Consider the following 12,902-nt stretch of genomic DNA (forward strand, 5'->3'; position numbering starts at 1 on the left):
AACCGCGTAGTGACGCTGCCCGCCGCCTTGGGCATACTGGCGCTCCTTTTTTCCCGCCCTTCCCTTTCCAGCTGAGGAGCAGCCCATGTTCAAGGTCAACGAATACTTCGACGGCACCGTCAAATCCATCGCCTTCGGCATGGCGGAAGGCCCGGCCACCATCGGCGTGATGGCCGCCGGCGAGTACGAGTTCGGCACCAGCCAGCTGGAAATCATGCACGTCGTCGCCGGCGCCCTGACCGTCAAGCTGCCCGGCAGCGACGCCTGGGAAACCTTCGCCTCGGGCAGCCAGTTCACCGTTCCGGCGAACAGCAAGTTCCAGCTGAAGGTCGCCGTGGACACCGCCTACCTCTGCGAATACCGCTGAGTCGCGACGGCGTCTCGAAGAACCGGCCCGATGGGCCGGTTTTTTATGGCCGCCGCGCGAGGCGCTGCTGGGTGGCGCTGGGCGTCTCGCCGAACAGCTTGCGATAGTCGCCGGCGAAGCGCCCCAGGTGCGCGAAGCCCCAGTCCAGCGCCACTTCGGAGACATTGCGGGTGCCGCCGCAGGCGAGCAGGTCCTCGCGCACCCGGCGCAGGCGGTAGTGCTTCAGGTAGGTCATCGGCGCACTGCCGAAGTGCTTGCGGAAGCCTTCGAACAGCTTGCAGCGCGACACCCCGGCGACCCGCTCCAGGTCGTCCAGGCGGATCGCCTCGCGAGCCTGCGCCTGCAGGTAGTCGCGGGCGCGCAGCAGGTAGTGCGGCACCCGCCCGCCCCGGCCACCGTGCAGTTCGTCGCTGTAGTTGTTCGGCTGGGCGAGGAGCAGGCCCTTGAGCAACGCCCGCTCCAGGTCGCGGTTGAAGAAAGCCTGGCCGAACAGCTCGCTGTGCCCCAGTTCGTCGTCCAGATGGCGAACCATGCGCCACCAGGCGGCCGAGGCGCCCTCCACGGCGTCCATCTCCGGTTCGAACACCAGCGGCCGCTCGGCCGGGCGCTGGAGAATCTCCTCCAGCGCGCTGCGCAGGGCCGGCTGCGGGATCACTACTTGCAGCTTGCGGCAATCGCCGGAAATGCACAGCTCCTGGCTCTGGTTCGGCGAGACGATCACTCCGCGCCGGCTGTCCGAACGCAGGTGGCGCCCGGCCACGCTCAGCTCCTGCTCGCCGCTCAGCGGCAGGCTCAGGCTGTAACTGTTGAAACGCTCCACCTCGACGATGTCGATGGTCACTTCGGTGCCGTACTCGATGCAGCCCAGGGTGGTGGACAGGCCCTTGAGCACGCTGCCGGCATGCTGGAAGCACACCGCGCCGGGTTCGGCGGCATGCAGGCGGTGCGGCCCGCAGATGCCCGACATCCAGCTGCGGGCAGCGGCGAGGTCGAGGCGATCGGCGCGGATATCACGGAGGTGACCGGCATTCTTCGGGTTCATCGCAAGGCACTCTCGGTGGATTCGGGCGGCTCTGACGGCGGCTCCTGGCAGTGTGCAGCAAGATGCGTTCCGCCCGCCGGGGCTCACCGACGAATAGCGCACCAAGCGGATAGCCTTCGGGCATTTTCTGGATGATCGCCCCGCCTCGCCAGAGGCCTGTGCGATAACCGCCCGGGAAGTCGCACCACACTTGGGCAGCATCTACCCAGGCGGGCGCGGCGGATTGTTACCGCCGCCAACTTTGTGGATCGCCTTCGCCCACTGCGCGGATAGCCCGCGCGCCGCGCGCGCCGTGAAATGAAGGCACCGCAACGCCCGATGGGACAACAACAATGAACGCACCAAGCAAGAGCCTCGCGCAGTGGCAGGACTACATCCGTGGCTGCCTCGACTTCCGCCCCGCCGAAGGGGTGTACCGCATCGCCCGCGACATGTTCACCGAGCCGCAACTGTTCGACCTGGAGATGGAGCTGATCTTCGAGAAGCAGTGGATCTACGCCTGCCATGAGAGCGAAATCGCCAACCCCAACGACTTCATCACCCTGCGCGCCGGGCGCCAGCCGATGATCGTCACCCGCGACGCCAGCGGCCAGCTGAACGCCCTGGTCAACGCCTGCCAGCACCGCGGCGCCACCCTCACCCGGGTGTGCAAGGGCAACCAGTCCACCTTCACCTGCCCCTTCCACGCCTGGTGCTACAAGAGCGACGGGCGCCTGGTGAAGGTCAAGGCGCCCGGTGAATACCCGGCGGACTTCGACAAGGCCAGCCGCGGCCTGAAGAAGGCGCGCATCGACAGCTACAAGGGCTTCGTCTTCATCAGCCTGGACGTGACCGCCACGGACAGCCTGGAAGACTTCCTCGGCGATGCGAAAGTGTTCTTCGACATGATGGTGGCGCAGTCTCCGACCGGCGAGCTGGAAGTGCTGCCGGGCCGCTCCGCCTACACCTTCGACGGCAACTGGAAGCTGCAGAACGAGAACGGGCTGGACGGTTACCACGTCAGCACCGTGCACTACAACTACGTGGCCACCGTGCAGCACCGCCAGCAGGTCAACGTCGAGAACGGCACCGCCAGCGGCACCCTGGACTACAGCAAGCTCGGCGCCGGCGACGCGCAGACCGACGATGGCTGGTTCAGCTTCCGCAACGGCCACAGCGTGTTGTTCAGCGACATGCCCAACCCCGCCGTACGCCCCGGCTACGCCAGCGTGATGCCGCGCCTGGTAGAGGAACACGGCCAGGCCAGGGCCGAGTGGATGATGCACCGCCTGCGCAACCTGAACATCTACCCCAGCCTGTTCTTCATGGACCAGATCAGCTCGCAGCTGCGCATCGTCCGCCCCATCGCCTGGAACCGGACCGAAGTCGTCAGCCAGTGCATCGGCGTGAAAGGCGAGTCCGACCAGGACCGCGAGAATCGCATCCGCCAGTTCGAGGACTTCTTCAACGTCTCCGGCATGGGCACCCCGGACGACCTGGTGGAATTCCGCGAACAGCAGCGCGGCTTCCAGGGCCGCCTGGAGCGCTGGAGCGACATCTCCCGCGGCCACGGCAAGTGGGTCGAGGGCCCGACGCCGAACAGCCAGACGCTGGGTATCGCCCCCGTGCTCACCGGCACCGAGATCACCCACGAAGGCCTCTACGTCAACCAGCACCGGCACTGGCAGCGCTTCCTCCTCGACGGGCTGGAACGCAAGGCCCTGGCACTCAAGGAGGTGCAGGCATGAGCGCGCAACTGCAATACCGGGTGGAACAGTTCCTCTACCGCAACGCCGAGGCGTGCGACGCCCAGGACTGGGACGCCTACCTCGACATGTTCAGCGAGGACAGCGAGTTCCACGCCCCGCAATGGGATTCCGAGCACGTCTACACCACCGATCCGAAGCGTGGCATGTCGCTGATCTACTACCCCAGCCGCGCCGGCCTGGAGGACCGGGTGTTCCGCATCCGCACCGGCAAGGCCGCCTCGACCATCCCCATGCCGCGAACCCTGCACGGCATCGACAACGTGCGTATCCGCGAACTGGACGGCGGCGATCTGGAGGTGCGGGCCAACTGGCACACGCTGTTCTACCGCCTGGAGACGCCCGGGCAGTTCTTCGGCCACGCCACCTACCGCCTGCGCCCCCATGGCGAGAGCTGGCTGATCGCCCGCAAGCACGTGCTGCTGCTCAACGACCGCATCGATTCGGTGCTCGACTTCTACCACCTGTGAGGATGGCCCGATGAACCACAAGGTCGCCTTCAGCTTCGCCGACGGCAAGACGCTGTTCTTCCCCGTGCAAGGCAACGAAATCCTGCTCGACGCGGCGCTGCGCAACGGCATCAAGATCCCTCTGGACTGCCGCGAGGGCGTCTGCGGCACCTGCATGGGCCGCTGCGAGTCCGGCAGCTACGCGATGGACTACGCCGACGAGGAAACCCTCTCCGCCGAGGACCTGGCCCAGCGCAAGATCCTCAGTTGCCAGACCCGCGTGCAGTCCGACGCCGCGTTCTACTTCGACTTCGACTCCAGCCTGTGCAGCGCCGCCGGCCCGTCCAGCCATCGCGGGGTGGTCAGCGGCGTCGAGCAGGTCTCGTCGAACACCGCCATCCTGCGCCTGCAGGTCGAAGGCCCGGCGCTGGACTACCTGCCCGGCCAGTACGCGCGCCTGTGCGTACCGGGCACGGACGCGGTGCGCTCCTACTCCTTCGCCAACCGGCCCAATGCGCGGAACCAGCTGCAGTTCCTCATCCGCCTGCTGCCCGACGGCGTCATGAGCGACTACATCCGCGAGCGCTGCCGGCCGGGCGACGAAATCCGCTTCGAGGCGCCGCTGGGCGCCTTCTACCTGCGCCACGTCGACCGCCCGCTGCAGCTGGTGGCCGGCGGCACCGGTCTGTCGGCCTTCCTCGGGATGCTCGACGAACTGGCCGAGGCCGGCGGCCGCGGGCAGCCGGTGCACCTGTACTACGGCGTGCGCCAGGCGGCGGACCTTTGCGAATTGGAGCGCATCGCAACCTACGCCGAGCGCATCCCGGGCTTCACCTTCACCCCGGTGATCAGCGATGACGCCAGCTGGGACGGCAAGCGCGGCTACGTCACCGAGCACTTCGACACCGAGCCCCTGCGCGACGCGCCCTTCGACATGTACCTGTGCGGCCCGCCGCCGATGGTCGAGTCGGTGAAGGCCTGGTTGCAGGACCAGGGATTGGCGAACGGCCGGCTGTTCCTGGAGAAGTTCACCCAGAGCAACAATTGAACCCGTGAACGCTGTGGCCGGGCTGGGCGTAGGGCGAATAACGCTCCGCGTTATCCGCCGTTGGCCCGGAACAACGCTGCCCTGCATTGTTTGGCAGGAGCGGGCTTGCTCACGAACAGACTTCGCTACAGGGCCCATTCGCGAGCAAGCTCGCTCCTACGAAAAGCCGTGCTCGCCTGCAACGTAGAGTTTATCCACGACCCCGTCGGCAGGGCTAGCGCCATGCCATCGCGGACAAGGTCCGCTTGTTTTCTGGATTCCCGCGTTCGCGGGAACTCAATGAAACGTCGTCGTAGGATGGCGTTGAGCGAAGCGATACCCATCACCGCAGCTACATGGGGTTCGCAAGCTCAACCCATTCTAGGAAAGCAGCGGCAGCCTCAGCCTTCCTCGCCCAACTCCACGCTGGCAGCGCGCAGGCACTCGCGGAACAACCGAGCCGCCGGCCCCAGTTCGCGGCCGCTGGGATGGAAGCAGCCGATGTCGCCGAAGCGCAGCTCGATGTCCAGCGCGAAGGCTCGGACGCCGCCGCCATCGGCCATTTGCCGGGCGGTTTCCAGGGGCAGCAGGCCGACGGTCTGCTGGTCCTGCATCAGGGCAACGTTGGTGAGCACCGACAGCGACTCGATGACGTTGCCCGGCAGCGCCAGGCCGGCCTGTGCGAACAGGTGGTCGACCGTCTGCCGCAGCAGGGAGCCGGGCGGCGGCAGCACCCAGGGGTAGGCATGCAGCTCGGCCAGACTCACCGCGCCGCCGGCATGCAGTGGGTGGCCCCGGCCACCGACGATGCACAGGCGCTCGTCGTAGAGCACGTCCACGCCCAGCGCCCGCGCTTCGCCACGGGCCTGCCAGTCGTCCGGCACACGGCCCACCACCAGGTCCGCCTCACCGCCGATGAGGGCCGGGAACAGTTGGTCGAACTGGCCGATGCGTACTGACACCAACACCCGTGGCGCGCGACTCTTGAGCAGGCGCAGGGCGCGCGGCAGCAGCGAGGTGGAAGCGGAGATCAGGGTACCCACCACCACGTGCCCGGAGGTACCGTCGCGGAAGGCTTCCACCTCGTCGCTCAGTGCCCGCAGCTCGGCGAGCATCGAGCGCGCCCGGCGCAACACCAGCTCGCCCAGCTCGGTGACCTTCACCCCACGGTTGCTCCGTTCGAGCAACGGCGCGTCGAAGTACGACTCCAGCTCGTGGATGACCTTGGTCACCGCCGGCTGGGTCAGGTTCAGCACCTGCGCCGCGCGCAGCAGCGAACCGCTCTGCACCACCTGGTCGAGCACCACCAGTTGGTAGAACTTCAGCTTGCGCGCGACCGATACCACACTCGACTTCATGGGTTACCCCGACATCCAGCCCGGAAACGGAAAGTACCACGCATCCGCGGCAACGCAGCTCCGTGGTTGCCGCCGACCGCCCCCCCAGGCAAGGTCGGCGAGAAGACTGCGTCCCTCCGTCGTCGCCACCGACCGACCAGCGGCCGGCGTTTCAGGCAAGCTCGCCCCGCGCGGCGCCCGGTGCGTGGCGCGTGGCCATGACGAACAGCGCCAGGCTGGCCAGCAGCGCCGGCGCGGCGAGCCAGAGGAAGAACACCTGCAGGCCACCGGCGGCCTCGAACAGCCAGGCGCCGAGCAGCGAGCCGATGATCGAGCCGGCGCGCCCGGCGCTCAGCGCCCAGCTCACGCCGGTGGCGCGGGCGTGGGTCGGGTACAGGGTGGCGGCGAGGATGCTCAGGTTGTTCAGCGCGCCGGTGAGGGTGAAGCCCACGGCGAAGACCATCAGCAGCAGTGCCAGGCTGTTACCCAGCTGGGTACCGGTCAGCGCCAGGGCCGCGGCGGCGCACAGGCACAGCGGCGGCAGCAGACGCTGGGCGCCGAAGCGGTCCATCAGCAGGGCCATGACGATGCCGCCGACCACCCCGCCGAAGGGGATCATCGCGGCGATGTGCGAGGTCTCCTGGGTGCCGTAGCCGCTGCCGCGGAGGATGGTCGGCAGCCAGCTGGTCAGCAGGTAGAAGACGAACAGGCAGCAGAAGAAGGTCAGCCACAGCATCAGGGTGCGCAGCGCCCGGCCCTCGGCGAACAGGGTCGAGGCCGGCGAACGCTGTTGCGCGGCGGCGACGTCGCCGACCAGGGTCACTTCGTCCAGGTCCCGGCGAGCGCTGATGCGCCCAAGGATCGCCCGCAGCCGCTGGGCGTGCGCCGGGCTGCCGGCCATGAAGCAGGTGGACTCCGGCAGCGCCAGGACCAGCGCCGGCAACAGCACCAGCGGCGCCAGTCCGCCGCACAACAGCAGGCCCTTCCAGCCCACCAGCGGCAGCAGCAGGCCGGCCACCCAGCCGCCCAGGGCCAGGCCCAGGGTGAAGCCGGAATAGCTCAGGGTTACCAGCAGCATGCGCCGCCGCGCCGGCGAATACTCCGAGGCGAGGGTGATGGCGTTGGGCAGCACGCCGCCCAGGCCCAGGCCGGTGAAGAAGCGCAGCGCGGTGAGCACCTCGATGTTCGGCGCCAGGGCGCAGGCCAGGGTGCCCAGGGCGACGATGCCCAGGCTGAGCAGCAGGACGAATTTGCGGCCCTTGCGGTCGGCCACCGGGCCGAAGCCGACGCTGCCCACCAGCATGCCGAACAGCCCGGCGGCGAAGGCCGGGGCCAACTGGCCGCGGGTGATGCCCCAGTCACGGATCAGTTCGGGGGCGATGTAGCCGATGGCGGCGGTGTCGAAGCCGTCGAGTACCACCACCAGGAAGCACAGCAGCAGCACGCGGATCTGCAGCGCGGACAGCGGGCTGTTGTCGATCACGTCGCTGACGCGCAGGGTTTGTCTGTTCATGGCGTTCTTCTCGTTGCTAGAGGGTGGGCCGGCTCAGAAGAGCTTCCAGGTGTAACTGAGGATCAGGCGGTTCTCGTCGACGTCGGTGAGGTAGTTGGAGCGGGCCACGGCGTTGCGCAGGCGGACGTTCAGTCCGGCCAGCGGGCCGCTCTGCAGCGTGTAGGCCAGCTCCAGGTCGCGCTCGCGGTCGCGGCCCTCGAAGCCCCTGCCGGTGTCGACGTTGCTGCCACGCAGGTAGCGCAGCGTGGTGCTCAGGCCGGGGATGCCGAGGGCGGCGAAGTCGTAGTCGTGGCGCACCTGCCAGGAGCGCTCGTCGGCCGAGGCGAACTGAAAGGTAGGCACCTCGTTGCCCAGCGGCGCGACGTTGGGGAACACCCGCGGGAAGCCGTCGTCGCCGAACATGCCCTGGTAGCCGACATAGAAGGTATGTCCGCCGCGCTTTGCCGAGAGCAGCGCGTAGAAGGCGCGGTTGTCCAGCGTGCCGAGCAGGCGCTTGCCGTCCTCGTTGGCGTCGTAGTAACCGAGGTTGCCGCCCAGCACCCAGTCGCCGACGGGCTGGTTGTGCTTGAGGCCGACAAAGCCCTGGCGGTAGATGTCTTCCAACTGGCCGTACCACAGGCTGGCGCGGGTGCGCTTGGCGTTGAAGTCGTAATCGCCGCCGACGAAGTTGAAGGCGTCGCTTTTCACCTGGCGGTAGGGTGTCGTGCCGACCATCGCCTGCAGGTCGCTGGTGCCGGCCTCGTTGCGCATGCTGTAGGACTTCAGCCGGCCCGCCTGCAGGGTCAGCCCGGGAATCTCCGCGGAGGCCAGCATCGCGCCCTGGTAGGTCGGCGGCAGCAGGCGGTTGTCGCTGGCCGGCAGCACCGGCAGGTTGGGCTGCAGTTCGCCGAGCTTGAGCTCGCTGTGCGAGACCTTCGCCTTCAGCGCCACGCCCAGGCGGCTGTAGTCGTCCGGCGCGCGGCCGTCGCCGTCCACCGGCAACAGCCCGGTGTTGGCCCGGTCCGGGCTGCTGTCCAGCTTCAGGCCGAGCAGGCCGATGGCGTCCACGCCGAAGCCCACGGGCCCCGCCGTGTAGCCGGAACGGAAGTCGAGGATGAAGCCCTGGGCCCACTCCTCCGCTTTCGATTGCCGGCTGGCGCCGACGATGTCCGAATAGTCGCGGCTGAAGTAGTAGTTGCGCGCCTGCAGGGTGGCGCTGGCGCCCTCGACCAGGCCGTCGCCGGCCTCGGCCTGGGGCAGCGCCGCCAGGGTTCCGGAGGCGAGCACCGCCAGGGACAGTTTGGGGTGATTGCTCATGTTGCTTGCACTCTTCTCGTTGTTGTAGGCAAGGCGTCCCCGCCACCGGCAACCCGGCGGCAGGAATGAGTCGGTAGCGGAGTCGTCAGTTCACCGGTTCACGCTGGCGCAACGCGGCGTCGTAGGGCTCGCGCACTACACCCTTGGGCGTCAGCTCGAAGGCCATCAGGTCCTGGCCGATAACGAAGGAGCCGTCGTAGCCCTGGGCCACGCGCGAACGGATCTCCTCTTCGGAAGCGCGGCCGATGTCGCCGCGGCTGTACAGCGAGATATGCGAGAACACCGCATCGCGCGGGTGCGTTTCGCTGAGCACTTTCGCCACCGTCTCCGGGTTGGCCAGGTAGTCGTAGAAGTGCTTCACGTAGTCGGGATAGGCCTTCTCCAACTGGTGGCTGGCGATCGACAGGGAGTGCACCAGCAGGTCCACGCCCTTGGCCTGGCGGACCAGGTTGGGGGCGTAGGTGGTGTCGCCGGAGAGCACCACCGAACGCCCCGCGTAGTCGATGCGATAGCCGTAGGCCGGCTTCACGTAGCCGTGGTCCACCAGGAACGCGGTGACCTTCACGCCCTGCTGGTCGAAGACCACGCCGCCCTCCGCCGGTATGGCCTGGTCGGCGATGCGCGCGGCCTGCGCGTTGGTTTCCTTGCCGCGGATGCGGTTGTTCTCGCTGAACATCTGCTCGATGCCCCGCGCCACGCTGTCGATGCCCTTGGGCCCATAGACCGGCAGGGCCTGGGTGCGCCGGCCATCGTCGGTGGGCAGCGGCGCAGTGGCGTACAGGTCCGGCAGGCCGGTGAGGTGGTCGGAGTGCAGGTGCGTGATGAACACCGCCTCGATATCGCGCAGCGGCACCTGCAACTGATGCAGGCGGATCGCCGCGCCGCGCCCGGCGTCGAACAGCAGTTTGTGCGGGCCGGCCTCGACCAGGGTGCTCATGCCGAAGCGGTTGACGTTGAGGATCGGGGTCCCGGTGCCCAGCAGGGTCACCTTGATGCTGTCCTCCGCCGCCGCGGAGGCGGGAGCGCCATGCAGCGCCAGCAAGGCGGCGCCGACGACGCCCAGGATGCGAAGAGTTTTCATCGTGTTCTACCTTCTGTTGTTGTTATTGGCACTTGGCCGGCACCGGCCCGGCACGCCCAGCCATTAGCGGTCGCCGCAACCTGCCGGTCTATCCGAATAGTCGGCGTCGTCGATCCGCTGAATGCCGATGCGCTCGCCGCGTCGACCGGCACTCGGTTTTGCATTGAGCGGGTGAATACTTCACCCCTCACACGGCATGCGCCGCCGCGGCGAGTCCTCTCAAAGACCGAAGAAGGCCTGGGCGTTGCCGGCGCAGATGCGCGCCTTGTCCTGCTCGCTGAGCTGCGGGTGTTCCAGCACGCCGGCGCCGATGCTCTGCTCGCCCAGCGGGAAGGGCGAGTCGGAGCCGAGCATCACCCGGTCGGCGCCCATCACGTCCACCAGCAGGCGCAGCGCGCCGGGGTCGAACACCGCCGAGTCGACGAAGAAGCGCTTGACGTAGCTGGACGGCAACTGCGGGCAGTCCGCGCGGACGATGTCGCGGTGGCGCCAGGCGTTGTCCACGCGGCCGAGCAGGAAGGCGAAGCCGCCGCCGCCGTGGGCGAAGCAGATGCGCAGCGACTCGGGCAGGCGCTCGAAAGCCCCGGAGAGGATCAGCGAGAGGATGCCCAGCTGGGTTTCCGCCGGCATGGCCACCAGCCAGGGCAGCATCCACTTCTTCATGCGCTCGCGGCCCATCATGTCCCAGGGGTGCACCAGCAGCGGGATGCCCTCCTCCGCGCAGTGCCGGAGGAAGGCTTCCAGGCCGGCGTCATCCAGGTCGCGCTCGCCGACATGGTTGCCGATCTGCACGCCGACGTGGCCGCAGGCCATGGCCCGGCTGGCTTCGCGGCAGGCGGCATCGATGTCCTGCAGCGGCACCTGGGCCAGCACCTTGAGGCGGTCCGGGGCGGCGGCGGTCATCTCCAGGGCGCGGTCGTTCATCAGCTGCGCCCAGGGCAAGGCGCGTTCGATGGGCTGGTCGTAGCCGAACATCACCGGGGTGGCGCACATCACCTGGACGTCCAGGCCCTGTTCGTCCAGGTGCTCGACGCGCCGCTGGGCGTCCCAGAGCACGTCGTGCACCGGGCGGAACGGCTTGTCGCCGAGCATGATCTGGCCGTGCCGGCCCTCGGCATGCAGCCAGGGCGCGCGCTCGGGGTGCAGGCGCGCCGCCTCGGCCTGGGTGATGCGCGGGAAGAAGTGCGAGTGGATGTCGATCTTCATACGGAATGGAACTCACGCAGGGTCTGGTGCCAGGCCTGCCAGTCGCGGCCCGGGTGGATTTCGCCGCAACCGCCGCAGCGGCGCTCCTCGTCGGAGGTGGCGTAGAACTGCTCGTACACCGGCGGCAGGTCGGCGACGATGCTTTGCAGCTGCATTTCGTAGCGCTTGATCAGCCCTCCGCAGCGCGCACAGGACCACTGCAGGGCGTCGTGCTGGCCCGCCGGGCGGCGGTGCTCGATCACCAGGCACAGGCTGCCGGGCTCGGGGCGCTGCGGCGAATGGATGACGTGCGGGGCCATCAGGTAGATGTCGCCTTCCTTGAGGTCCACCCGCTCGTAGCGCCCGGCATTCCAGATGTTCAGGTAGGCGTTGCCCTTGAACTGGTAGAAGAACTCCTCCACCGGGTCGTCGTGGAAGTCGGTGCGCTGGTTGGGGCCGCCGACCACGGTGACCATGTAGTCGCTGCCCTGCCAGATCTGCTGGTTGTTCACCGGCGGCTTGAGCAGGTGGGCGTGCTCGTCGAGCCAGCGGTTGAAATTGAAAGGTGCGCTGAAGTGGTGCTTGTCCATTGTTGTTATCTCCCAGCGGTTCAACGGGTGCGGGGGGCGTAGGCCACCGCCTTGATCTCGATGCGCAGGTGCGGGTGCGGCAGTTGGTGCACGGCCACGGTGGTGCGGGTCGGGCCGTTCTCGTCGAAGTACTGGGCGTAGACCTGGTTGTAGCCGCCGAAGTCGTTCATATCGACGAGGAAGCTGCTGATCTCGACCACGTCCGACAGCCGCGCGCCCTCGCTGGCTAGGATGTCGCGGATGTTCTCGATCACCGCGCGGGTCTGGGCGCGGATGTCGAGGTTGGTGGTGCCCATGGCGTCCACCTCGACGCCGACGAAGCTGTTGTCCGGGCGCCGCGAGCTGGTGCCGGAGACGAAAAGGAAATCACCGGCGCGCTTGATGTGCGGGAAGCGCCCGCGCGGGGTGGCCTTGCCGGCGACCACGGTGGATTTGGTTTCGCTCATGCTGCTGCTCCTTGAGGGTGGCGGACGCTGAAGCTGCTCTGCCCCAGCCCCTGGACCTCGACGCTGACGTGCATGCCGGGGCGCAGCGCCTCGGCGGCGGTGGCGGCGCCGGCCATCACCAGGCTGCCGGCGGGCAGTTCGATCTGCGCCTGGTGCAGCAGGCGCGAGGCCTGCACCAGGCTGCGCAGCGGGTTGCCGAGAATGGCGGCGGTGGAGCCGGCCTGGACCACGCGGCCATCCAGGCGCAGCACCACGCCGGCATTGGCCAGTGCGCCGAAGTCCCGCGACCAGGGGCCGACGGTGAGACCGGCGGAGGAACAGTTGTCCGCCACCACGTCCTCGAGGCTGAACTTGAAGGCCTGGTAGCGCGAGTCGATGATCTCCAGCGCCGGGGCCACGGCCTCGATGTAGTCGGCGGCTTCCAGCAGGGTCAGCGGGCGGTCGATGGCGCGGCGGGTGAGGAAGCAGACTTCCGGCTCGACGCGCGGGTGGATGTAGCGGGCCAGGTCGACCAGGCCGCCGTCCTCTTCCAGCATGGTGTCGCTGAGCCAGCCCCAGATCAGGCTGTCGACGCCCATCTGGACCATCTTGGCGCGGCTGGTGAAGCCCAGTTTGACGCCGATGCTGCGCTCGCCGTCGTCGTAGCGGCGCTGCATGGACGCGCGCTGGATGCGGTAGGCGTCGTCCAGGCTGAACGGCGCATGGGCGCTGAACTGCGCCAGCGGCTCGGCATGCCGCGCGGCCTGGTCGAGGGCCTGGGCGATGCGGGGGATGTCGGTGTTCATGTGCGGTACTCCTGCGGGTTGCGCTTTTTGTAGGAGCGA

General features: G+C 68.1%; 13 protein-coding genes. 4 read left to right on the plus strand and 9 right to left on the minus strand.

The genetic code is table 11. From position 1 onward, the window contains the following. Positions 1 to 85: 85 nt before the first annotated feature. Positions 86 to 367 (plus strand): pyrimidine/purine nucleoside phosphorylase, encoded by a 282-nt coding sequence (locus P3W75_RS31750; protein WP_276231304.1) that lies wholly within the window; start codon positions 86 to 88, stop codon positions 365 to 367. A 43-nt stretch (positions 368 to 410) separates the two neighbouring features. On the opposite strand, the gene P3W75_RS31755 is transcribed toward P3W75_RS31750, so the two are convergent. Then, positions 411 to 1,409 (minus strand): AraC family transcriptional regulator, encoded by a 999-nt coding sequence (locus tag P3W75_RS31755; RefSeq protein WP_276231305.1) that lies wholly within the window; start codon positions 1,407 to 1,409, stop codon positions 411 to 413. Positions 1,410 to 1,741: 332 nt separating this feature from the next. Here P3W75_RS31755 and antA point away from each other — a divergent pair, with 332 nt between their 5' ends. Genes antA through antC form a run of 3 tightly spaced genes read left to right on the plus strand, consistent with a single transcriptional unit; the run spans position 1,742 to position 4,651 of the window. Next, positions 1,742 to 3,136, plus strand: coding sequence for an anthranilate 1,2-dioxygenase large subunit (gene antA, locus P3W75_RS31760; RefSeq protein ID WP_276231306.1), 1,395 nt, complete (start codon positions 1,742 to 1,744; stop codon positions 3,134 to 3,136). Next, positions 3,133 to 3,624 (plus strand): anthranilate 1,2-dioxygenase small subunit, encoded by a 492-nt coding sequence (gene antB, locus P3W75_RS31765; RefSeq protein WP_276231307.1) that lies wholly within the window; start codon positions 3,133 to 3,135, stop codon positions 3,622 to 3,624. Before antA ends, antB begins: the two co-directional genes overlap by 4 nt. A gap of 10 nt (positions 3,625 to 3,634) precedes the next feature. Continuing rightward, positions 3,635 to 4,651, plus strand: coding sequence for an anthranilate 1,2-dioxygenase electron transfer component AntC (antC, locus tag P3W75_RS31770; protein WP_276231308.1), 1,017 nt, complete (start codon positions 3,635 to 3,637; stop codon positions 4,649 to 4,651). A gap of 380 nt (positions 4,652 to 5,031) precedes the next feature. Here antC and P3W75_RS31775 read toward each other — a convergent pair whose 3' ends face one another. The 8 genes from P3W75_RS31775 to P3W75_RS31810 all read right to left on the minus strand — a co-directional run. After that, a complete protein-coding gene (locus P3W75_RS31775; protein ID WP_276231309.1) occupies positions 5,032 to 5,988 on the minus strand; it encodes a LysR substrate-binding domain-containing protein in 957 nt (318 codons plus the stop codon). Between the two features lie 151 nt (positions 5,989 to 6,139). Continuing rightward, on the minus strand, positions 6,140 to 7,480 hold the full coding sequence (locus tag P3W75_RS31780; protein WP_276231310.1) for an MFS transporter: 1,341 nt from the start codon (positions 7,478 to 7,480) through the stop codon (positions 6,140 to 6,142). Positions 7,481 to 7,513: 33 nt separating this feature from the next. Next, on the minus strand, positions 7,514 to 8,776 hold the full coding sequence (locus P3W75_RS31785) for an OprD family porin (protein ID WP_276231311.1): 1,263 nt from the start codon (positions 8,774 to 8,776) through the stop codon (positions 7,514 to 7,516). An 85-nt stretch (positions 8,777 to 8,861) separates the two neighbouring features. Continuing rightward, positions 8,862 to 9,857 (minus strand): MBL fold metallo-hydrolase, encoded by a 996-nt coding sequence (locus P3W75_RS31790; protein WP_276231312.1) that lies wholly within the window; start codon positions 9,855 to 9,857, stop codon positions 8,862 to 8,864. 219 nt (positions 9,858 to 10,076) lie between these two features. Beyond that, entirely contained in the window at positions 10,077 to 11,063 is a 987-nt protein-coding gene (locus P3W75_RS31795; protein WP_276231313.1) for an amidohydrolase family protein, read from the minus strand. Then, positions 11,060 to 11,632, minus strand: a complete 573-nt coding sequence (locus tag P3W75_RS31800; RefSeq protein WP_276231314.1) for a 3-hydroxyanthranilate 3,4-dioxygenase — start codon at positions 11,630 to 11,632, stop codon at positions 11,060 to 11,062. The genes P3W75_RS31795 and P3W75_RS31800 overlap by 4 nt, the downstream gene beginning before the upstream one ends. 20 nt (positions 11,633 to 11,652) lie before the next feature. Continuing rightward, positions 11,653 to 12,078, minus strand: a complete 426-nt coding sequence (locus P3W75_RS31805; protein WP_276231315.1) for a RidA family protein — start codon at positions 12,076 to 12,078, stop codon at positions 11,653 to 11,655. Next, positions 12,075 to 12,902 (minus strand): 2-keto-4-pentenoate hydratase (locus P3W75_RS31810; protein ID WP_430765434.1); only part of this gene is annotated, 828 nt, incomplete at its 5' end. The genes P3W75_RS31810 and P3W75_RS31805, both read right to left, overlap by 4 nt.

The sequence above is a fragment of the Pseudomonas citronellolis genome (genome assembly GCF_029335315.1).
GTDB lineage: Bacteria > Pseudomonadota > Gammaproteobacteria > Pseudomonadales > Pseudomonadaceae > Pseudomonas > Pseudomonas citronellolis_A.

Excerpts from the sequence above, each read along its gene's own strand:
- P3W75_RS31750 (WP_276231304.1), top strand. The coding sequence starts at position 86 with ATGTTCAAGGTCAACGAATACTTCGACGGCACCGTCAAATCCATCGCC.
- P3W75_RS31755 (WP_276231305.1), bottom strand. The coding sequence starts at position 1,409 with ATGAACCCGAAGAATGCCGGTCACCTCCGTGATATCCGCGCCGATCGC.
- antA (WP_276231306.1), top strand. The coding sequence starts at position 1,742 with ATGAACGCACCAAGCAAGAGCCTCGCGCAGTGGCAGGACTACATCCGT.
- antB (WP_276231307.1), top strand. The coding sequence starts at position 3,133 with ATGAGCGCGCAACTGCAATACCGGGTGGAACAGTTCCTCTACCGCAAC.
- antC (WP_276231308.1), top strand. The coding sequence starts at position 3,635 with ATGAACCACAAGGTCGCCTTCAGCTTCGCCGACGGCAAGACGCTGTTC.
- P3W75_RS31775 (WP_276231309.1), bottom strand. The coding sequence starts at position 5,988 with ATGAAGTCGAGTGTGGTATCGGTCGCGCGCAAGCTGAAGTTCTACCAA.
- P3W75_RS31780 (WP_276231310.1), bottom strand. The coding sequence starts at position 7,480 with ATGAACAGACAAACCCTGCGCGTCAGCGACGTGATCGACAACAGCCCG.
- P3W75_RS31785 (WP_276231311.1), bottom strand. The coding sequence starts at position 8,776 with ATGAGCAATCACCCCAAACTGTCCCTGGCGGTGCTCGCCTCCGGAACC.
- P3W75_RS31790 (WP_276231312.1), bottom strand. The coding sequence starts at position 9,857 with ATGAAAACTCTTCGCATCCTGGGCGTCGTCGGCGCCGCCTTGCTGGCG.
- P3W75_RS31795 (WP_276231313.1), bottom strand. The coding sequence starts at position 11,063 with ATGAAGATCGACATCCACTCGCACTTCTTCCCGCGCATCACCCAGGCC.
- P3W75_RS31800 (WP_276231314.1), bottom strand. The coding sequence starts at position 11,632 with ATGGACAAGCACCACTTCAGCGCACCTTTCAATTTCAACCGCTGGCTC.
- P3W75_RS31805 (WP_276231315.1), bottom strand. The coding sequence starts at position 12,078 with ATGAGCGAAACCAAATCCACCGTGGTCGCCGGCAAGGCCACCCCGCGC.